Source organism: Salininema proteolyticum, from assembly GCF_042685645.1.
Taxonomy (GTDB): Bacteria; Actinomycetota; Actinomycetes; order Mycobacteriales; family Micromonosporaceae; genus Salininema; species Salininema proteolyticum.
Genome location: NZ_JBHUNX010000001.1, coordinates 4,995,579 through 5,016,312, shown reverse-complemented (window position 1 = coordinate 5,016,312; position 20,734 = coordinate 4,995,579). Strand labels below are relative to the sequence as shown.

The 20,734-nt window shown below is 63.4% G+C and carries 12 protein-coding genes, 3 rRNA genes and 1 pseudogene; 6 read left to right on the top strand and 10 right to left on the bottom strand.

The window, feature by feature from the left end; translation table 11 throughout:
• Positions 1–499: 499 nt before the first annotated feature.
• On the top strand, positions 500–1,588 hold the full coding sequence (locus tag ACFTE1_RS23420; protein WP_380623356.1) for a hypothetical protein: 1,089 nt from the start codon (positions 500–502) through the stop codon (positions 1,586–1,588).
• A gap of 155 nt (positions 1,589–1,743) precedes the next feature.
• Here the strand turns inward: ACFTE1_RS23420 and ACFTE1_RS23415 are convergent, their stop codons facing one another.
• Positions 1,744–2,148 carry a hypothetical protein gene (locus tag ACFTE1_RS23415; protein ID WP_380623354.1) on the bottom strand — a complete coding sequence of 135 codons (405 nt, stop codon included), beginning with the start codon at positions 2,146–2,148 and terminating at the stop codon, positions 1,744–1,746.
• A 327-nt stretch (positions 2,149–2,475) separates the two neighbouring features.
• On the opposite strand from ACFTE1_RS23415, the gene ACFTE1_RS23410 reads away from it, so the two are divergent.
• Positions 2,476–3,258 (top strand): hypothetical protein, encoded by a 783-nt coding sequence (locus tag ACFTE1_RS23410; protein ID WP_380623352.1) that lies wholly within the window; start codon positions 2,476–2,478, stop codon positions 3,256–3,258.
• 285 nt (positions 3,259–3,543) lie between these two features.
• Here the strand turns inward: ACFTE1_RS23410 and ACFTE1_RS23405 are convergent, their stop codons facing one another.
• Complete coding sequence (locus tag ACFTE1_RS23405; protein WP_380623350.1) at positions 3,544–4,668, bottom strand: hypothetical protein; 1,125 nt, start codon at positions 4,666–4,668, stop codon at positions 3,544–3,546.
• Here ACFTE1_RS23405 and ACFTE1_RS23400 point away from each other — a divergent pair.
• Both ACFTE1_RS23400 and ACFTE1_RS23395 read left to right on the top strand, forming a co-directional pair.
• A complete protein-coding gene (locus ACFTE1_RS23400; protein WP_380623348.1) occupies positions 4,667–5,119 on the top strand; it encodes a hypothetical protein in 453 nt (150 codons plus the stop codon). The genes ACFTE1_RS23405 and ACFTE1_RS23400 overlap by 2 nt on opposite strands.
• Positions 5,112–5,435 (top strand): hypothetical protein, encoded by a 324-nt coding sequence (locus ACFTE1_RS23395; protein WP_380623346.1) that lies wholly within the window; start codon positions 5,112–5,114, stop codon positions 5,433–5,435. Before ACFTE1_RS23400 ends, ACFTE1_RS23395 begins: the two co-directional genes overlap by 8 nt.
• 437 nt (positions 5,436–5,872) lie before the next feature.
• Here ACFTE1_RS23395 and rrf read toward each other — a convergent pair.
• From rrf to ACFTE1_RS23360, 7 genes and pseudogenes are all read right to left on the bottom strand, one after another.
• Positions 5,873–5,989 (bottom strand): 5S ribosomal RNA (gene rrf, locus ACFTE1_RS23390).
• Between the two features lie 129 nt (positions 5,990–6,118).
• A 23S ribosomal RNA gene (locus ACFTE1_RS23385) occupies positions 6,119–9,228 on the bottom strand.
• A 364-nt stretch (positions 9,229–9,592) separates the two neighbouring features.
• Positions 9,593–11,123 (bottom strand): 16S ribosomal RNA (locus ACFTE1_RS23380).
• Together the 16S, 23S and 5S rRNA genes form the textbook arrangement of a ribosomal RNA operon.
• A 650-nt stretch (positions 11,124–11,773) precedes the next feature.
• Entirely contained in the window at positions 11,774–12,268 is a 495-nt protein-coding gene (locus tag ACFTE1_RS23375) for a hypothetical protein (protein ID WP_380618859.1), read from the bottom strand.
• 604 nt (positions 12,269–12,872) lie between these two features.
• Entirely contained in the window at positions 12,873–13,133 is a 261-nt protein-coding gene (gene rpmA / locus ACFTE1_RS23370) for a 50S ribosomal protein L27 (protein WP_380618861.1), read from the bottom strand.
• Positions 13,134–13,144: 11 nt separating this feature from the next.
• A complete protein-coding gene (gene rplU, locus ACFTE1_RS23365; protein WP_380618863.1) occupies positions 13,145–13,444 on the bottom strand; it encodes a 50S ribosomal protein L21 in 300 nt (99 codons plus the stop codon).
• Positions 13,445–13,674: 230 nt separating this feature from the next.
• Positions 13,675–15,855, bottom strand: a pseudogene (locus ACFTE1_RS23360) (Rne/Rng family ribonuclease); the annotation flags it as partial.
• 1,294 nt (positions 15,856–17,149) lie between these two features.
• Between ACFTE1_RS23360 and ACFTE1_RS23355 the strand changes: the two are divergent.
• Together ACFTE1_RS23355 and ACFTE1_RS23350 are read left to right on the top strand one after the other, a co-directional pair.
• Positions 17,150–17,863, top strand: coding sequence for a hypothetical protein (locus ACFTE1_RS23355; protein ID WP_380618867.1), 714 nt, complete (start codon positions 17,150–17,152; stop codon positions 17,861–17,863).
• Positions 17,864–17,994: 131 nt separating this feature from the next.
• Positions 17,995–19,398 carry a hypothetical protein gene (locus ACFTE1_RS23350; protein ID WP_380618869.1) on the top strand — a complete coding sequence of 468 codons (1,404 nt, stop codon included), beginning with the start codon at positions 17,995–17,997 and terminating at the stop codon, positions 19,396–19,398.
• Between the two features lie 276 nt (positions 19,399–19,674).
• Here ACFTE1_RS23350 and ACFTE1_RS23345 read toward each other — a convergent pair whose 3' ends face one another.
• The gene (locus ACFTE1_RS23345; RefSeq protein WP_380618871.1) at positions 19,675–20,733 is read right to left on the bottom strand and encodes a hypothetical protein; all 1,059 of its coding nucleotides are present in this window, start codon (positions 20,731–20,733) and stop codon (positions 19,675–19,677) included.
• Position 20,734 lies beyond the last annotated feature (1 nt).

The following is a 20,734-nucleotide window of genomic DNA, read 5'->3' as shown; positions in this document are numbered from 1 at the left end:
GGCGATTCCGGGTGGCCGGCCGTTGGATCGTCCGTGAAGATGGGGCGCGCAACACACACTAAATACGCGCCCCATCACTCCCTACGGAGCAGGAGCCGTTGCGGCTCCGGGACAAAGACTGCGCCTTGGAGATCCGAAGGGCCGGGACTGGACCTGGCCGGGGCCTTCGGAACCCGCTTCGGCCGGGGCGGTGATGCGCCCGAGCTTCGGCCGGCTGACGGCTCGGGTTCCCGCTCGGCCGTCGAGTTGAACCTTGCCAGAGGCGGTGAAAAAGTGCAATGATGTCTATCGAACCGTTATTCAAAGTTTATCGAACAAACTAAAGATATCTCTATTAGGAGGACAACGGTCCGCCACCGGCGGCGAACACCCACTCCGCCCGCTCCGAGGAGCAGGGCCGAGCCGCCACAGGCCGCAGACGCAGACGTCAGCCTTCCACCCCCCTCTTGTAACGTGGAAGACGCCGAAAGGCAAGGAACGAAAGCCGGGTAAGGAGACAATGGACAACATTCCGGAAGCGGAGGGACCGATGTCCTCGACGGTCCGCCGTTGGCGCCGGCTCGCCACCCGCCACAACGTGGAGTGGAGCGAGCTGGTGCTCATTGCGCTCAACCTATACGGCCTTCGCGGCGCCAATCCCGACAGCCTCCGGCTGCGGCTCCTGGCAGAGGACGACGAGTACCTGACCGTCGTCCAGGCCAATAAGAGCACCTCCCCCTTCAGCCTCCGCGCCCATGTCAGCCCCGCCTCCCCCCAGCACGGACTGCGCGAGCTGTGCGTCGACGGGACGACCGTCGCCGAGATCATCGACGTGGAGCCGTCCGAGACCGTGCAGGGCTACCTGCGCGCCGACGGCACCGCGGCCAACGTCCACGCACCCGAGACCGACGAGTATCCCGAGATCGTCCGCCACTACCGGCAGACGCTGCGCCTCCTGGCCACCGAGGCCCCCGAGAGCGACGGCCCGGACCGCATCAGGGAGGTGGCCTTCAACGGCCACGACGCCGACCGCGGGGACATGGACTCCAGCGAGATCATCCGGCACCTGACGGCGCTGCGCGAGGCCATGAACGCCGAAGACGTCTCCGAATCCGCCACGATCAGCGTTCTCACCACCGCTTTCACCGCCGATACGGACTTCGTCTCGCTGCGGCGGGACCTGGGCCCCCTGCTGCTCGTCCTCGACGCCGACAGCGGCATGCCGAGCGAGCCGGGCGCCGAGGCCGTCCTGCCCGAGGCCGAGAGCCTCGCCCAGACGCTGAAGGCGGCCGGCGAGGCCGGGCTCGAGACGTCCTTCACCGTGACCGTCGGCCACCAGCCACTGGACGTCATCAAGGAGTGGATCCTGCCCTTGGCAGAGCGGACCACGGTGTGGCCGTCCCTGACGATCCACCCGGCCGAGACGCTCTCGGACGAGTCGCAGCACGTCGCCGCCCCGGACGAACGGCTCGACTTCTTCCTGGAGGCGCGCAACCTCTTCGAGCAGGTCTTCGCTCCCACCCGGCTCAAGCCCGAGCCGTGGCGCTGCTACCGGGGACTCTGGTACCGCCAGTTCGCCGGCGAGCCGCTCGAGGGGCCGTACGTCTGACCCCGGAAGAGTGAAAGCTCTTCGCAAATGGCCCGCTCTGGGCCTAACACGAGGCAATGCGGGATTCGAGTACCGACCATTCCAGCTCGATCGGCAGGGCACTGAAGGCAGCCGTCCGGTCGCCCCGATTCAAAGCCGAATACCGCTGTCCCCGGTCACCCGGGGATGGCCGTCTCATGGACGTATGTCCACTTGAGTCCGTTCCGGGCCCCGGCCGAATCGACGAGCACCGCGGTGACCACCCGCGTGGAGGAGCCGGCGCTTGTCGTGTGTGTTTCGCGGAACCGGACCACCACCGACCGGTCCGAGTCGGCCACTATCGCGACGTCGTCGATCCCGATCTCCAGTCCCGGCTGCGCGTTCGACGCTCCCTCCAGTCCGCTCGCCAGGTCGGCTCTAGCGACGAGTGCCCCGTCCGCGGACACCATCTCGAAACCGGAATCCTGCGCGTCGAGGAACCGATCGAGGATCTCCTTCTCCGCCTCCGAGCCGAGCCACGCGGCGAGGTCCTCGTGGAGCTCGACGACTTCCCTTGCCACTGTGTCGAAAGAATGCGCCATGAGGGCATTCTAGATGCCGACCAGCCCGCCTCCGCCACGACGGCGCGAGGCCCAGTCCCGAGGCTGGGCGGCGCCGCCGACAGGACACCGGGCCCTGAACCGGTTCGGAAATGCGCTGACCACCGCGCGCGGCCGTTCTCAAGCGTGCTCGAACCGTTGCCGAAAAGCGCGATCCGCGATGGCAGTCGTCGGCGATGTGCGGCCTTTTCTCTATTTTTCCACCCCGTGCCCGGTTCATCGACCGGCACGGCCTACCGTTTCCGCACGCCACCCCTTTATATCGCTTACCGTCGATGCACTAGGTCTTCTCGGGAGAAGGCGACGACGATGTTCGACACACGCGCACTCGGCAACATTCTCCGACGGGGCTTGACCGCCTCGGCGATCGTCGCCCTCTTGCTCACAGAACCGTCCGCCTCCTCCCCCGATGACGACCCCGGTGCCTTCGCCGAGCTCGAAGGCGAGTACTCCGTCGCCGTCTATGACCGGAGCGAAGACGAGTTCCTCATCGAGCTCGACGAGGACCGCCCTCGAGCGGCCCTCTCCATCATCAAGATCCCCATAGCGATAGAGGCGTTGGAGAACGGCGCCGACGAGGAAGAGGTGGCGACCATGCTCAGGACGAGCGACGACGCCATCGCCTCCGACTACTGGGTCGAATACGGCGGCCCGCTGCTTATCGAGGACTTTCGGGAGGACTACGGACTCCAGGACATGACCCAGCCCGTCGACTGGGAGTGGTGGGGCATGACCGAACTCAGCGCCCGCGACACCGTCAAGATATACCGCCATGTCGTGGAGGAGCTCGACGCCGACCACCGTGAGGTCATCCTCGGCGCCCTGCGGGACATGGAGAACGAAGGTGCCGACGGGTTCCCCCAGGACTTCGGCATCGCCGAAGCGGCCGACGATCGCCCGTGGGCGGTCAAACAGGGCTGGGCTTGCTGCGACACGGACAGAGAACTCGCCACGACCGGACTCGTCGGCGAGGACTTCGAGCACATCATCGTCATCCAGGGGCACTGGCACGGACCCGTGAACCGATCCGAGGCCACAGCCGACATCACCAAAGCGGCCGAGATCGCCCTGGCCACCATCGACAACGCGTGATTGAACGCCCCGCTCCCTCAATCCCCACAGTCGGAAGCACGGCCGGCTAGAGCTCGGTGCCATCGAATTGCGGTAGACGGGCCGACAGCGACCTGGAAACGGACATCGTCGTGGCCCGACTCGCCATGGGCGAAAAGCGCTCCCCGAAGGAAGGGATCGCATTCTTCCGTGCCGCCGGCTCCGCGGGCGTTCAGTGAGGACGGACCCTGAATGTCTCGTCGAGCCGGAGCCTGGCCGCACCTCACACGGTGGACGCTCACTATGGCCGCGGTGACGGAACTGACCCTAGCCCGCCAAATCGGGTACCTTGTCGCTGATCCGCTTCATGGCCTTCCCCGCCCTCTTCGACCGCATCCCCTTCAGCACCGGCCATGCCTTGGCCCACTGCTCGGCGGCCTCTCCCTCGTCCCCAAGGCGCCAGAGAGCGTCACCGAGGTCGGTGACCGCCAGGGCCCAAGGGCGCGACTTCGTATCGTGATCCCACAAGTCGATGACCTGGCGATACATTTCCACCTCCATCTCCGTGTCGCCCATGGCCTTGAAAGTGCGGCTCGTCTGGTTCAACAGAGTCGCCTTGTTCGGAGACCACAGCGCCGCATACCGTGGGATCTCGCTCACCGAGTCGGGATGCAGCGCCCGAGTGCCGCGTAGTGCCTCCAACGCTTTACGCCTGTCCCCCGTCTCCGCATAGCAGCGGGCGACGCAGACACGGAACAGGTCCTCCGTGTCCACCCCGATCCGCCCTTTCACCTTCTTCATGGCCTCTTCGGCGAGCCTCGGCGAGAACTCGCTCTCTCCGACATCGCACCCCTGCAGCGCCTGGATGCGCAGCGTGAACGCCTGGTGTCCCGGGTCTCCGCTCTCCTTCGCCAGTTCATAGGCCGTAAGGTAGTAGCGCTGTGTCAGTCCGTCCAGGCCCATGTCGTGAGCTTTCCATCCGGCAAGGTAGGCCACTTCCGCCGCAGCACCGTACGCCTGTCTTCGTATGTCCTCCGACACGAAGCGGCCCTTCAAGAGCTCGGCCACGTCCGACGACAAGAAAGCCGCCACGGTCTCACGCCCTATCCCACCACCCATCGTCTCGTCCATCGCCACAAGCTGGTTGGTCATGGCTCGAACAGCCTCAACCTCCCTCAACCCCGCCTTTCGGTCGGAGGTGTAAGCGGCGATACTCTGGACTCTCTCCCTGTCTTTCAACGGCAGGGCGGCCAAAAGAGAGCTGAAAGCCGCCCCTACGACAAAGCTTCTGCGTTGCAAGTCGGCCCTACCAATCGTTTCCGCCCTGCGAATCGGGTCCAACAGATCTATGCAGACCGCCAGGTACTGCTCCTTGATCCCCACCGGGATCGGCTTCTTGCCGTTCTCGATCTGGGACAGATATCCCTTGGTGTAATGAAGCCGACGGGCCATGGCGGACAGGGAGATCCCCGTCGCCTCCCGGGCCGCTTTCAAATCCTCGCTCGATACGGTAAACACTGGTAAACACTCCAGGTATTGCGCCGTCTCCGTCCTCGACTTCAGACTGAAGAGTGTAGGCCACATCACTCAGAAAGAAAACCTCATGGACATCGAGCGCATGACGACCGTTGCCGGTCTCCCCGTGTTGGCGGACTTCTTGGTCTGCGCGGACTTGTACGCCGTGTGCCTCGAGTCCGTTCGGCTCAAGGAGAACCTTCTTATCTATCGGATAAGCGACAGTTCAGACGAGAGGCTTGTCCTCACGATCCGAGACATCGAAAATGTCCCGGAACTCGACTGGCAACGCTTGTGCGAAGTGGAGTACGGACCGGAAACGAAACGGACCATCTTGATCAATGCACTCGGCATCTACAAGAACTCGGTGAGGCAGTGCGATGGATGACAAGGGAAACAGGATCAGCAGAGGCGCGGACTTCGGATGCACGACGGAAGAAGAACCCCTGGGCGAGTTCATCCTTCATGGAGACCTCTATACCGTCTTCAGGAATGGGAGTGGCGTCATAGTCCGCAACGCGAAGGGGGACATCGTCGCCGAGGGGAGCGCCATCCTCTGGTTCCAACCCAACCTGCGCTACACACCCGGAAAAGACCAGCTCGCCCTGCGACTTCGCAGGGACTTCGAGGATCTGGTGGCCTGGACCTGTAAAGATAGGTTCGACTTGTTCCACCTCGGATACTGGAGCCCGACCGAGAAATAGTGCGCGCCCGGCTGATTGCCCGATGGCGGAGAGTCCCGGTCCGCTGGAAAATGGCGTCTGGTGAGTTCCGTCCGTCCTCACGCCATCCACAACTGCACCTCACAGTTCCGGGTTCGCTCTATATCTCGCGGTCTCCGGCCGGCATCCCGGTTTCGTCACGACATTCTGGACACAAAAAAAGGGGGCCGGCCCCCAGAAGGAACCAACCCCAAAACCCTGCAACACGCGCCGGCACGACCACAAACCCCGAACATCCGAAACGCCCAAGGTCGCATCGACGGATACTACCACCAGGACCCAGACGCGATCCCGAAACCATCATGGCCCTCGCCGGCACCGCTACCCTCACCGCACTCGCCCAAGCCCGGACACACGAAAAAGAGGGTTGCTCCTCCCCCTCTACCAAGGAAAGAAACAACCCTCAATCAATGTTTAATGTTTGGCGGCGACCTAATCTCCCACACCCTCTCGAGTGCAGTACCATCGGCGCAGGGAGCCTTAACAACCAGGTTCGGAATGGAACTGAGTGTACCCCTCCCGCTAACACCACCAAACAAACCCACGAGACACAAACATATCCTCGGGATCCGAGGTGTGCTGCCTCAGAATCATATAGCGTGCGTGAATATCTCGTTTAGCTCTCTACCGTTTCAACACCCATATGCAACCCAATGGGTTGAATATTGGTTAAGCCCTCGGTAATTAGTACCAGTCCACTCCACACCTCACGGCGCTTCCATGCCCAGCCTATCAACCCCATCATCTCTAGGGAACCTCACCAGCAATAATACTGACGGAGACCTCATCTCGAAGCACGCTTCCCACTTAGATGCTTTCAGCGGTTATCGCTCCCGAACGTAGCCAACCAGCCATGCCCCTGGCGGGACAACTGGCACACCAGCGGTTCGTCCATCCCGGTCCTCTCGTACTAGGGACAGCCCTCCATCAAATCTCCAACGCGCGCGGCGGATAGGGACCGAACTGTCTCACGACGTTCTAAACCCAGCTCGCGTGCCGCTTTAATGGGCGAACAGCCCAACCCTTGGGACCAACTCCAGCCCCAGGATGCGACGAGCCGACATCGAGGTGCCAAACCATCCCGTCGATATGGACTCTTGGGGAAGATCAGCCTGTTATCCCCGGGGTACCTTTTATCCGTTGAGCGACACCACACCCGTACGTTGATGCCGGATCACTAGCCCCAACTTTCGTTCCTGCTCGACCCGTCAGTCTCACAGTCAAGCACCCTTATACGCTTACACTCACCAACTGGTTTCCAACCAGCCCGAGGGCACCATTGAACGCCTCCGTTACCATTTAGGAGGCAACCGCCCCAGTTAAACTACCCACCAGGCACTGTCCCCCAACCCGATCAGGGCCGAAGGTTAGACACACCATTTAGCCAGAGCAGTATTTCACCAACGACTCCACCAACACTAGCGTGCCAGCTTCCCAGTCTCCTGCCTATCCTACACAAACCAAACAACATGCCAATACCAAGCTATAGTAAAGGTCCCGGGGTCTTTCCGTCCTGCCGCGCGAAACGAGCATCTTTACTCGTACTGCAATTTCGCCGAGCATATGGTTGAGACAGCAGGGGAATCGTTACGCCATTCGTGCAGGTCGGAACTTACCCGACAAGGAATTTCGCTACCTTAGGATGGTTATAGTTACCACCGCCGTTTACTGGCGCTTCAATTCACCACGACAGGCCAAAGCCTTAATGGATCCTCTTAACGTTCCAGCACCGGGCAGGCGTCAGTCCATATACATCACCTCACGGCTTAGCATGGACCTATGTTTTTAGTAAACAGTCGTTCCCCCCTGGCCTCTGCAACCCCCACCAGCTCACAGTCGCTTGACTACACCAGCAAGGGCCCTCCTTCTCCCGAAGTTACGGAGGCAATTTGCCGAATTCCTTAACCATACATAACTCGAACGCCTCAGTATACTCTACCTGACCACCAGTGTCGGTTTAGGGTACTGGCCGAACCACACTCGCTAGAGGCTTTTCTCGACACCACGGAATCACGGAATTCACTCAAAAGAACTATGCATCAGCGCTCACCCTCAATGTGCTCCGGATTTACCTAGAACACGGGCTACCACCTTACCCCGCCTAAACCACCAGACGGTACCGCTATCCCCATGCGTCACCCCATCACTACACTAACAACAGAAAGGACCCCAACCAGATCACGAAAACAAACAACCGAAGCCGTTCGATCCCAGTCACCAGCCAGTTAGCATAACTGCCTTCGCACAACACGTATGATTCGGGTACCGGAATATCAACCGGTTATCCATCAACTACGCCTCTCGGCCTCGCCTTAGGCCCAGACTAACCCAGAGCGGAACAACCGTCCTCTGGAACCCTTAGTCAATCGGCGGACCAGATTCTCACTGGCCTCACGCTACTCATGCCTGCATTCTCACTCGCATACAGTCCACAGATGGGCTCACGCCACTGCTTCACCCCATACACGACGCTCCCCTACCCAACGCCCGACTCACAAGTGAATCAGACTTTGCTACGGCTTCGGCGGTGCACTTCAGCCCCGCTACATTATCGGCGCTCAACCACTCGACCAGTGAGCTATTACGCACTCTTTCAAGGATGGCTGCTTCTAAGCCAACCTCCTGGCTGTCAACGCGATCAAACATCCTTTTCCACTCAGCACACCCTTAGGGGCCTTAGCCGGTAATCAGGGCTGTTTCCCTCTCGACAATCGATCTTCTCACCGACAGTCTCACTGCCAACCATGAATAATGGCATTCGAAGTTTAACTCGAGTCAGTAACCAACACGGCCCATTCCCGAATCAGAGCCCTACCACCACTACACATAAACATTGACGCTGTACCTAAATACATTTCGGGGAGAACCAGCTATCACGGAGTTTGATTGGCCTTTCACCCCTACCCACACCTCATCCCCCCAATTTGCAACTTAGGTGGGTTCGGGCCTCCACACGCTCTTACACGCGCTTCACCCTGGACATGGGTAGATCACCCCGCTTCGGGTCTAGAACACACAACTCAACGCCCTATTCAGACTCGCTTTCGCTCCAGCTACCCCACAACAGGTTAACTTCGCTGCATACCCTAACTCGCAGGCTCATTCTTCAAAAGGCACGCCATCACCCACCCGACAAGCAAAAACTCATCGCCAGGCTCTGACGGATTACAGGCACACGGTTTCAAGCACTATTTCACTCCCCTCCCGGGGTACTTTTCACCATTCCCTCACGGTACTCATCCACTATCGGTCACCAAACCTCTTTAGGCTTACCAGACGGTCCTGGCAGATTCACACAAGGCTCCACGAACCCCGCACTACTCGAGCATCAGACCCGAACCCATGAACATTCCTTCGCCTACGGGACTATCACCCACTACGGTCGGCTTTCCCACACCATTCGACTAAAACATCCACAGAGAACCTGTTCCCGGCAGGAAACAACGATCCAACCTCACAACCCCGCATCCGCAACAGCTGCCGCCTTGACACGAACACGGTTTAGCCTCCTCCGCTTTCGCTCGCCACTACTCACGGAATCACTATTGTTTTCTCCACAGCAGGTACTAAGATGTTTCACTTCCCCACCACACCACTACTCGCCCTATACATTCAAGCGAGAGCAACCGACCACCAAGCCGGCTAGGTTACCCCATTCGGAAACCCTGGGATCAACGCCCTGTTGACAACTCCCCCAGGAATATCGCAGCCTCACACGTCCTTCATCGGTCATTTGGCACCAAGGCATCCACCATGCGCCCTCATTAACTTAACCAACACACACAGGTGTCAATCAGATAGAAAACATAAAGACACTCACGCACACTATACAAATCTCAAACAACACACCAGCCCGAACCCTCCACCACACAACAGTAGCTTCAGAAACAGACCAGGCTCCGAGACGTATTGCCTCAGAACCTAAACAGGGTGCCAGCACCAGAAGAAAACACAAAGTACTCTCTCACTGATGCTGAAGGATAATCAACGTACGTCTTGCTCTGACACACCAAAAAAACATTCAGTCTTACACACCCCGAACACTCACAGAGACAACCGAATGTCACCTCTTCAACGATCGGGATGGTCGGAAACCAACAGTTACTAAAACTTCACCGTAGCCTCCATAGACTCCTTAGAAAGGAGGTGATCCAGCCGCACCTTCCGGTACGGCTACCTTGTTACGACTTCGTCCTAATCGCCAGCCCCACCTTCGACCGCTCCTCCCCACAAGGGGTTAGGCCGCAGGCTTCGGGTGTTGCCAACTTTCATGACGTGACGGGCGGTGTGTACAAGGCCCGGGAACGCATTCACCGCAGCGTTGCTGATCTGCGATTACTAGCGACTCCACCTTCATCGAGTCGAGTTGCAGACTCGAATCCGAACCAAGACCGGCTTTACAGAGATTCGCTCCACCTCACGGTATCGCTGCCCGCTGTACCGGCCAATGTAGCATGCGTGAAGCCCTGGACATAAGGGGCATGATGACTTGACCTCATCCCCACCCTCCTCCGGTTTAACACCGGCAGTCTCCCGCAAGTCCCCACCATTACGTGCTGGCAATACAGGATAAGGGTTGCGCTCGTTGCGGGACTTAACCCAACATCTCACGACACGAGCTGACGACAGCCATGCACCACCTGTCACCCAGTCCGAAGAAACCACTATCTCTAGCAGCGTCCGGGTGATGTCAAACCCAGGTAAGGTTCTTCGCGTTGCATCGAATTAATCCGCATGCTCCGCCGCTTGTGCGGGCCCCCGTCAATTCCTTTGAGTTTTAGCCTTGCGACCGTACTCCCCAGGCGGGGCGCTTAATGCGTTAGCTACGGCACAGAGCAGAAAAACCACCCCACACCTAGCGCCCACCGTTTACAGCATGGACTACCAGGGTATCTAATCCTGTTCGCTCCCCATGCTTTCGCTCCTCAGCGTCAGTACAAGCCCAGAGATCCGCCTTCGCCACCGGTGTTCCTCCACATATCTGCGCATTCCACCGCTACACGTAGAATTCCAATCTCCCCTACTTGCCTCAAGCCTGCCCGTATCCACCGCAAAACCCCAGTTAAGCCGAGGCCTTTCACGGCAGACGCGACAAGCCGCCTACGAGCCCTTTACGCCCAATAAATCCGGACAACGCTCGCGCCCTACGTCTTACCGCGGCTGCTGGCACGTAGTTAGCCGGCGCTTATTCAAACACTACCGTCAACACAGCAAAAACCATGCCTTCGTCATGAATAAAAGGAGTTTACAATCCGAAAACCGTCATCCTCCACGCGGCGTCGCTGCATCAGGCTTCCGCCCATTGTGCAATATTCCCCACTGCTGCCTCCCGTAGGAGTCTGGGCCGTATCTCAGTCCCAATGTGACCGGCCGCCCTCTCAGGCCGGCTACCCGTCGCCGTCTTGGTAGGCCACTACCCCACCAACAAACTGATAGGCCGCAAGCCCCTCCCAGGCCGAAAAAACTTTCCACACCAGACCATGCGATCCGATGTCATATCCGGTATTAGCCACCGTTTCCAATGGTTATCCCAGAGCCTAGGGCAGGTTACTCACGTGTTACTCACCCGTTCGCCACTCGAGTACCCCCGAAGGGGCCTTTCCGTTCGACTTGCATGTGTGAAGCACGCCGCCAGCGTTCGTCCTGAGCCAGGATCAAACTCTCCAACAAAAAACTAATAAATTCGCAATCGCAAAGCAACGCAAAATAACCAGTGTGTCGAAGCGATACCTGACCGATTCTTGTAAATAAAGAAATCAACAGTCAAATACAAACCATGAACCCACCAGAAACCCGAAAGCCCCCAGCAAATCCAATGGCCCGCACGCTGACCATCCAAACACCCTGTTCAGTTCTCAAACAACACGCCACAACCAAAGTCCATCAAAACCCTTTGACTTTCCCCGATCGGAGCAACCCGTAAACCTTAACACTCGCAAAAACCCTGTCCGCGAAGGGGGTTCGTAACCCCGATCACAGTGAAGATCAACTTCAAGGCAACCAATGCTCAAGCATCAAAGCTCTGGGAGTCCCGCAGATGTCGGATCGCGCCACACCTTAGAACAAGAAGTTCAAGTGGTTGTCGTCGAAACTCTCGACCATCTCTCCGGCCTCGACCGTTTCGGTCTTGTCCGTTCCCTCGCGGGCAAGAACTAATATACACGGCTTCTCCCCCGTCGCCAAAGGGGGGTCCCCTCTTTGGCGTGTCGCGGGGCCGGAATGACAAAAGCGCTGGTGCAGAGCCATATCCAGGCTCGTGCACCAGCGCCGAGGTCGCTCAGAGACAGGGAATCCGCACTGAACGGAGACCGGTGTCACCGCTAGATCGGTGTAGCTTCCCCAAGAAGCTCAACAATGTCGGTGTAGGCGTCGTTCGGGTCGTCGCCGCAGCCGTTGTTCTTCACGGTCGTCTCTCCCACGTGCAACACGTAGATCGGGACGTCCCCGCACTTGCTCGTGTCCTCCGGCTCCTGTTCGAGGCCGCCCCAGTCAGAGAGGTTGGGGTCCTCCTCGAAGCCGGCCAGGCTCGCGAGCTCGTCGGCGGAGAGCTGCCCGGTTTCGTGGTCACCGTTCTTCTTGTGCCGGTAGTCCCACGCCCCGTCGGACTCGACCTTCAACTCGGCGGTGTCGGAAGAACCGGTGCGGAGCAGGGTGATGGTCTGGGGAAGCTCTGCCTGAGCGCTGGACTCACTCGGGGCGGATCCGCCCTCGCTTCCGGAATCCTGCGAAGCGGACTCACCGTCGTCACAGGCTGTCAGGGCCATGACGGCCGCAGCTCCGACGACGGCCATTCGGGATGTAATTCGGGCTTTCATGCCGGAGACACTAACACTCTGATTCAACCCTGAAGGGCGCTTGTGACCGCCACCATCGCCCCGGGAGAAAGGGTCACAACGGCTCGGCCAGTCCACGGAACCATCGCGGCAGAGCGCCGGCGAACGGGCCTCGCGGCATCGAGCCCGCCCTTCACCAGGGTGGCCGGAAGCCAAGCCCGGGACCGAGGCACGATGAGTAGTTGAGGCTGGGGATCTTGTACATTGCCTCGGGATTTCAGTGAGGATCCTGTGCGAATCCACAACCCCGTCCTAGGCGCGTTCCGGAGCATCGGCGCGGTAGCCAACGGCCATGGGGACAGGTAAACCGCACGAGCCGGAGCAATAGAGGAGCCCACGGCGCAGCGGTCGGTAGGAATCGGGATGCGACGGGTCCGTCGTGGTGGTGCCGGTCGGGACTCGTCAGCTCATCGTTGGAGAGGCCGGACGGGGCGTAGCCGGGTCCGGGGAGGACGACGTGCGATGAGCTCGAACCCTTGACCGGATATTGCCCTCCTGAAGAAGTACGGCCGACGGGATGGAGACGGCATGAAAAAAGCCGACCAGGAAAACCTGGTCGGCTTGAACGTTCGAAAGAACGTAAAGCTTAGACAACCTCGGCCGGCACGATGTTCACGTGCTTGCGGCCGCGCTTCTCGCTGAACTTGACCTCGCCGGAGGACAGGGCGAACAGGGTGTCGTCCTTGCCCTTGCCCACGAGCTCACCCGGGTGGTACTTCGTTCCACGCTGGCGGACGAGGATCTCGCCGGCCAGGACAAGCTGGCCACCGAAGCGCTTCACGCCGAGGCGCTTGGCATTTGAATCGCGTCCGTTGCGGGAGCTGGACGCACCTTTCTTATGTGCCATTCGTCAACTCCTTACTTGTTGATCGCGGTGACCTTGACGCGGGTCAGCGGCTGGCGGTGACCCTGGCGCTTGTGGTAGCCGGTCTTGTTCTTGTACTTGTGGATCTTGATCTTCGGGCCCTTGGTGTGCTCCAGGAGCTCGGCGGCCACGGAGGCGCCGGAGGCCTTGGGGGTCACGTCGGATCCGTCGACGATCATGATGGCGGGCAGGGTCACGGAGTCGCCGACTTCGCCGACGAGCTTCTCGACCGTTACAACGTCGCCCTCGGCGACCTTGTACTGCTTACCGCCGGTCTTGACGATTGCGTACATCGTTTGGTTTGTCTCCTTGTTGACGTCCCCGAAGGGAACTGCGTTGACGCACCGACCGGTTTCCGATCGGAGCGCGGCGGCCTTGTATAACGCGTGGTACGGAGGGACAGTCCCGTCGCACTGCGATCCGCCGAAGCGGGCGTCCGGACGAGCCGGACGACAGGCCGTGGTCAAGCGTACAGCGTCGCGCGCGCGGATGCTAAGTCCGCAGGCGCGCGACGCCGTCGAAATCACATGTCGGTGCCGGTGGCCGCTCGCGAATCGTCCGAAGTCTCGGCCGCGCCCTCGGGCTTCTCCTCGGGCTTCGGCTCCGCCGGGGCCTCGGCCTCGGCTTTCACCTCGGCAGGGGCTTCGGGCTCGGGCTTCTCCGCCTTCTCGGCAGGGGCCTCTTCCTTGGCATCGCGCTTCGGCTCGGCCGGAGCCTCGTCCTTGGCCGCGTCCTTCGACTCGGGCTCGGGCTCCTCCTTCGGCTTGTCCTCAGACTCGGAGCCGCCCTCGGCACGGCCCTGGGACTTGCCCTTGGCCTTGCGGGTGCGCTTGCGCGTCTTCACCGGCTCGGGCTTCTCCTCCTCGGCCGGAGCCTCGTCGGTGTGCGCCGCGGCCGCGACCTTCGCCGTGGCGGCGGCGGTCGCGTCATGCTGGGTGTCGTCCTCCTCGGAGGACTTCTTCTTTTTCTTCTTCTTTTTCTTCCCCGACGAGGAGGTCTGCGACTCGGGGTAGAGGATCTGGTCGGTGTGGATCGTCAGTCCCCGGCCCTTGCAGCAGTCGCAGGTCTCGGAGAAGGCCTCCACCAGGCCCTGGCCGACGCGTTTGCGGGTCATCTGGACCAGTCCCAGCGAGGTCACCTCGGTGACCTGGTGCTTGGTGCGGTCCCGTCCGAGCGACTCGGTCAGGCGGCGCAGCACGAGCTCGCGGTTGGACTCCAGCACCATGTCGATGAAGTCGATGACGATGATGCCGCCGATGTCGCGCAGGCGCAGCTGGCGGACGATCTCCTCGGCCGCCTCCAGGTTGTTGCGGGTGACCGTCTCCTCCAGGTTGCCGCCCTCACCGGTGAAACGACCGGTGTTGACGTCGATGACGGTCATGGCCTCGGTCTTGTCGATGACCAGCGAACCGCCGGAGGGCAGGTAGACCTTGCGGTCCATCGCCTTGATGAGCTGCTCGTCGATGCGGTGCTCGGCGAAGACGTCCTTGGTTCCCGCGTAGCGCTTCAGGCGTGGCAGGAGCTCGGGGGAGACCGCTTCAAGGTACCGGTGGATCTCGTTGTAGGCCTCCTCGCCCTCGACGACGAGCTCCTTGAAGTCCTCGTTGAACATGTCGCGGACCACTCGGATGATCACGTCGGGCTCGGCGTGCAGCAGGGCGGGGGCGTTGGCCTTCTTGGACTTGGTCTGGATCTCCTCCCACTCGATCTGCAGGCGGGAGATGTCGCGGGCCAGCTCCTCGGGGCCGGCGCCCTCGGCGGCGGTGCGCACGATGACGCCCGCGCTCTCGGGGACCAGCTTCTTCAGCGCCGTGCGCAGTCGAGTGCGCTCACGGTCGGGAAGCTTGCGGGAGATGCCGGAGGCGTTGCCGCCCGGCACGTAGACCAGGTGGCGGCCGGACAGCGCGATGTGGCTGGTCAGGCGAGCGCCCTTGTGGCCGATCGGGTCCTTGGTGACCTGCACGAGCACGGTGTCGCCGGGCCTGAGGGCCTGCTCGATGGAGCGGGCCTTGCCCGAGAGGCCGGTGGCGTCCCAGTTGACCTCGCCGGCGTAGAGCACGGCGTTGCGGCCGCGGCCGATGTCGACGAAGGCCGCCTCCATCGACGGCAGCACGTTCTGGACCTTGCCGAGGTAGACGTTGCCGATCAGGCCCTGGTTGGCGCTGGTGGAGACGTAGTGCTCGACGAGGATCTCGTCCTCGAGGACGGCGGCCTGGCTGCGGGTGGGGCCGGCGCGGACGATCAGTTCGCGGTCGACGGCCTCGCGGCGGGCGAGGAACTCGGCCTCGCTCACGATGTGCAGGCGGTTCTTGCCGTTGCGGCGTCCCTCGCGGCGGCGCTGGCGCTTGGCCTCGAGGCGGGTGGATCCGGAGACTCCCTGGACGACGTCGGCGTCGGACTGTTTGTGGGCCTTGCGGACCTTGACGACGACTTCGCCGTCGTCGGCCTTGGCGGCCTTGGACGATTTGGATCCCCGGTCGGACTCGTTGGTGCCGGCGCGGGTGCGCTTGCGGCGGCGGCGCCTGGTCACGCTGGGTTCGGACTCGCCCTTGTCGGAGTCGGTCTCCTCCTCGCCCTCGTCGGCGGCGTCGCCGCCCTTGCCGCGGCCTCGGCCGCGGCGCCCGCGGCGTCCGCGGCGGCGGGGGCGGTCGTCGTCGAAGTCCTCGTCGGACTCCTCGGTGTCGACGCTCTCGACGGTCTCCTCTTCGGAGGAGGATCCGCGTACGCGGCGTCGGCGGGAGGGCTTGTCACCGCCCTTGTCCTGGGCCCGGTCGCTCTTGCCCTCGCCTTTGGCGGGGCGGGGCTTGTCGGAGCGGCTCTTTTCGGCGGACTTGTCGGCGGACTTGTCGGCGGGCTTCTCCGAGCCCTTGCCCGGGCCCCGGTCAGACTCGTCTCGCTCGGGGCGGGCGGCCTTCTTGGGGGGCGGGGCGAAGATGTCGTCGGCCTTGGGAGGGGCGGTCCGCTCCCGTTTGGCGGGTTTGTCGTCGGTCGCAGTGGTCTGCGGGGCGATGAAACTGACCGTGATGGGCGGTCTATTCTCGCGCGGTTTCTCCTCGCGCATGCGAATTTCTCTCCATTCCAGCCGTTTCCCGGGCGCGAGCTCTGGGGCTCGCAGCCGCACGGGACGGCAGTAGATGTCTCCGGAGGATGACGGCGGTGCGTCGTCCCGGGGTCGGCCCGGGAGCGCCGGAGGCACTGTCAAAGCCTTCTGTGGGAGTCGCTCGCCGTCCGGCCCCGGGGCCGGGCTCGTCGCGGACTCTCACGGGGTGGGCCCAAGGGACTTGGACCCGGTCTCGCACGCGAGCTGTGCGTATCCGGGGGACAGGGTCCCCACGGAGGGCGGGGCCCCCGGCGGATACGCCTCTCTACCGTTGGCGGGACGCTCCGCGGTGAGAGCGTTCCGGCTCGCGCAGGAGGGCGCGCGGATGGTGGCAACCGCGCGGCGTTCGACAAGCGGTCATCGGCGCTGGCTGGCGGGCCAGGTCGGACGCTTGGTCGATGCGACGTTGTCAAGTATCGCATATTCCCCGGCCGCTGCCGACTTCGCGAGCATATAGAGGGCTCTCGAGGGGGTTCGGGTGCTGCGGGGCATGACCGTCGCCATGCCGATGACCTGGTGTTCTCCATGATGGAGAAGGCCTCTGTCCGCCCATCGAGTGGATTGCGTCTCCGTAGGGCGACTCCGGAGGCGGCCGGTCCGTTAGTCAGATTGGGCCGAAGTCCGCTCTGTCCCCTTATCGGGTTTCGGACGCCGGCCGCTCCGGGCCGCCGGCGGGGTTCGGAGCGGCTCGGGAGGCGGAGGCGAAGCCGGTGCTCCGGCACCGGATTCGGACAGTCCGGGGCGGTGGGGACACGGCCCTCGGCGACGTGCTGTAGCGGGTCCGCGACTCATACCGTATTGCGGCGGAGTGTCGGGCTTCAGTATTTTTGGCTTTGGCAAGACGGTGAATCGAACACGAGCGGCACGGCCGCGACGAGACTCAAAGGGGGTGCCTGCGATGGCATTGCAGGTGATCGACTCGGAGAGCGGTGCCGCGCCGGAAGGCGAGGACAAACCCGGACAGTATTCGGGCCGGCACCGCGGCAGCGACAGGCTGCGCCAGTTCGCCCAGTTGGGCATGGTGCTCGGGATGGCCGCCTTCCTGCTGGCCGTCGGCGGCGGAGTGCTGTGGTGGATGTCACGGGACAACGGGGGGACGGAGCCGGTCGACGTGGCGGCGATCGAGGGCACGTGCGCCCTCACCGTCGACGAAGAGGGGTTCGGAGAGTGGATCCCGAAGGCCTCGCCGCTGGTCGAGGAGAAATCCAGGAAGTCCGAGACGTCCCAGAACTTCGACTGCCTCTACTCGGCCGAGTCGGAGGACGAGGCCCTGTGGAGGCTGCTCACCGTCTTCTCCACCGTCGAGGTATTCGAGACCGAGGGAGAGGCCAAGCAGGCACACGCCGGGCTCGTCGACTACGAGGGCGTCCAGGGCCGCGATCCCGCCGAGATCAAGGGTGGTGCGATGGTCGACGCGGCCGTATCCTCGAGCGTCAGGAACGAAGAGGACTCGGAGACCCAGTGGCGCTGGATCGCGCTGACCGGCGACGCGACGGTGTCGGTGCACGTCTTCCTGAGCGGCATGGAGCCGGAGGAGAAGAGCGGGGCCGACCTGGCCGCCGAGGTTGGGGAGCGCATCATTGCGGGTCTCCCTCGCGAGGGTGGAAACTAAGGCCGTCTATTCTGGTTGTCAAGCCGAGTCCCATTCAGGTTCGCGGGTGGGGCTGACCGAAGGCGCCGCAGCACAGGCCTGAGGGCGGCCGAGGCGCCGACGCCGTGTGGACACTCTCATGGAGGAATATTGTGAGCACTCCGTCTTTCCCGTCCCCTGACCGTCCCCCGTACGGTGGTCGGCCGGAAGACGAGAGGCAGAACCGCCGTCCCGGACAAGGCGAAGGCGCGGGTGGATCCTGGGCCTTCGGCGGAGCCGACGCCAACGCGCGCGGCGGGGCCGAGAACGAGCGGGGAGCCGGGCAGAACTGGCAGGGCGGACAGCCCGGAGGCCGTCCCGAACCGAGCCCTCAGCGCCCGCAGGCGGGCGGCAGGCCCTATCCATCCGGACAGTTCGGCGGACCGCAGGCCGGCTCCCCGCAGGGACAGAACCCCCGTGGCGGCGCCCCTCAGGCGGGGCGGCCCCAGGCCGGCCCCCCGGCGGGAGGGCAGCCGAACGGCCCGCACAGCGGCAATCAGCCCGCCGTCGGACGCCCCCAGGCGGGCGGCAGGCCCAGCGCCGGGCGCCCGCAGGCGGGAGGACAGCCGGGAGGGCCGCAGCGGCCCCAGGCCGGCGGCGCGCCGGTCTCCGGGGCTCCCGTGTCCGGGCAACCGGTCAGCGGAGCGGCACAGCCCGTGAGCGGCGCCGCACACCCGGTCTCCGGAAGGCCCGCCTCCGGCGGTCCGCAGGACCCGCGCGCCGGGCAGCCCGGGCCGCGTCCCGGCCACGATCGCGAGGCCTTCGAGGAGCGCGCCTTCGACGATTCCAACGACGACTGGTCCACCCGGGAGCACACCCAGGTCATCAGCAAACTCGGCTACCTCCCCAAGGACGACCGCGAGGACATCTCCGCGCGCCGCCGCCGCGAGCCCCAGGGCGACGGCAAGGCCTGGCGCCGCAAGAAGAAGGGCAACCCGCTGGTCAAGATCGGCGTGCTGGTGCTCGTCCTCGCCCTCGCGGGAGGCGCCGGATGGTGGTTCTTCCTGCGGGAGGACGGAGAATCCGAGCAGCAGGCCTCGCAGATCGAGGGCTACCAGCCCGTCGCCGAGTCCTGCGCCCTCGTCGACACCTCCGTCTTCGGTGACGCGATCGACACCTCCGAGCCTCAGATCGTCGAGGAGGGGCTGAAGGACGAGACCGAGCGCGGAGCGGACCAGATGTGCGTGCTCGGGCTCGGCGACCCGGAGTCGGGCGCCGCGACCGTGACCGCGGAGGCGACCGTCTACAGCGGCTCCGGATCGGCCTCGGTCCACTTCGAGGACCAGGGCGAGGACCTCAGCACCGCTGGCGCGTGGTCGGAGATCGAGATGCCCGCCGAGCAGGCGGACACGCACAGCGCCTTCGCCGCGGACGACAACTACAAGCTGTTCGTCATGGAGGACAACGTCATCCTCAGCGTGACGGTCTACGTGTCGGGGGTCGACTCCGACGAAGACCAGCTGGGCGACTGGGCGGGGCGAATCGCCGAGAAATACTTCGCGGACTGGGAGCGGTAGCTAGACTGATCCCACCAGCTGACAAACCGAACGGCATCGGCCCGTTGGGAACCCGCTCCCGGGAGCGAAACAGTGGAATGGGATTCCCGTACCGGGCCGGATGATCGGCACAACCACGTTGGCAGACGCAACGAACATAAGGGGAAGGGCGGGTCTACGACCCGCCCTTTCACGTTGTCCGAGTGGCCGGACGACACGGCGCCGGACGCGAACGCAGAGGCGTCGGCCCCTTCCGCGAGGGGCGGTCCTCCGCCTCGGCGTGCGGCCGGCCGACCGTCAGTAGGTCCGCATCGGCTGGCCGAACATCTGCAGTTCGGTGTTCGTCGGCGCCGTCCACAGGTACTTCTCCTTGGTGCCCTTGCGCACCAGCGCCGTCATGTCGTCCTTCAGCGCCTGGAAGAGCTGCAGCACGTCCGCGCTGACCCGCAGGTGGCGCCGCGCGATGGCGGCCTCCTCCGCGGTGAGGCGCTGCAGCACCGTCATGTCCGCGTTCTGCGCCTCGTGCGGAAAGAAGTTCGTCAGACGCGGGAACACCGTCAGCTGGGTCCGCCACGGCCCGAGGACCGGCTGCACCTTCGAACCGGTCTCGCCGACGTCGTAGACGTACAGCGCCGGCTGGTGCTGCGAGGCCTCGATGGTGACCGGCTGGTCGCCCGGGAGGACGGCCATGCGGTCGGTCCGATTGGTGGCCCACTCGCCGAGCTTGTCCCATTCCTGGGGGCGGTTGGTGCACACCGCGACACGTGTGCCGAGCGCGAGCGCGCGGAACACGATCAGCCGGGCGAGGTAGACGCCGCCGATGAGGTTCACGTGCGTGACCTCGGGGCGGAAGAGCGGTGCGACTACCGGCCTGTGGTCGGCGTCCTTGCCGATGACGAGGCCCGCCTGGGGGCTGGCGCTCGTCAGCAGCTCCAGGGCCGAGGCCGTCGGCAGCTGGGGCAGCGGGTTGATCGGGTCGACCGGCTGGCCCGCGTCGCGGATGGTGTCGACGGCTCGCTCGGCGATGGGCAGGCCGTAGACGGTGCCCTCGGTCGGGCCCTGCGAGACCTGCTCGATGCCGAAGAACTCCGCCGAGCCGGCGCCGCTGAGCGACGATCCGGACACCGGCATGCCGCTGGTGGACATGGGAATGCCCGAGTAGGGCTGCGCGGAGGTCGGCTGGGCGGAGACCGGTTGGCCCGAGACGGGCACGGCCGAGACCGGCTGGCCGGAGACCGGGACAGCCGAGACGGGGGCCGCGGACACCGGTTGTCCGGACACGGGAGTGGCCGAGACGGGGGCGTTCGAGGGGCCTCCGTTGGGGTGCGGCGGAGCGGAGACGGGCGGGGCGGACACC

Coding starts and splice junctions, on each gene's coding strand:
- ACFTE1_RS23405 (WP_380623350.1), bottom strand. CDS start 4,668: ATGGCCCGTCGGCTTCATTACACCAAGGGATATCTGTCCCAGATCGAG.
- ACFTE1_RS23410 (WP_380623352.1), top strand. CDS start 2,476: ATGTTCGACACACGCGCACTCGGCAACATTCTCCGACGGGGCTTGACC.
- ACFTE1_RS23415 (WP_380623354.1), bottom strand. CDS start 2,148: ATGGCGCATTCTTTCGACACAGTGGCAAGGGAAGTCGTCGAGCTCCAC.
- ACFTE1_RS23355 (WP_380618867.1), top strand. CDS start 17,150: ATGGCATTGCAGGTGATCGACTCGGAGAGCGGTGCCGCGCCGGAAGGC.
- ACFTE1_RS23420 (WP_380623356.1), top strand. CDS start 500: ATGGACAACATTCCGGAAGCGGAGGGACCGATGTCCTCGACGGTCCGC.
- ACFTE1_RS23395 (WP_380623346.1), top strand. CDS start 5,112: ATGGATGACAAGGGAAACAGGATCAGCAGAGGCGCGGACTTCGGATGC.
- ACFTE1_RS23400 (WP_380623348.1), top strand. CDS start 4,667: ATGGCGGACAGGGAGATCCCCGTCGCCTCCCGGGCCGCTTTCAAATCC.
- ACFTE1_RS23375 (WP_380618859.1), bottom strand. CDS start 12,268: ATGAAAGCCCGAATTACATCCCGAATGGCCGTCGTCGGAGCTGCGGCC.
- rplU (WP_380618863.1), bottom strand. CDS start 13,444: ATGTACGCAATCGTCAAGACCGGCGGTAAGCAGTACAAGGTCGCCGAG.
- rpmA (WP_380618861.1), bottom strand. CDS start 13,133: ATGGCACATAAGAAAGGTGCGTCCAGCTCCCGCAACGGACGCGATTCA.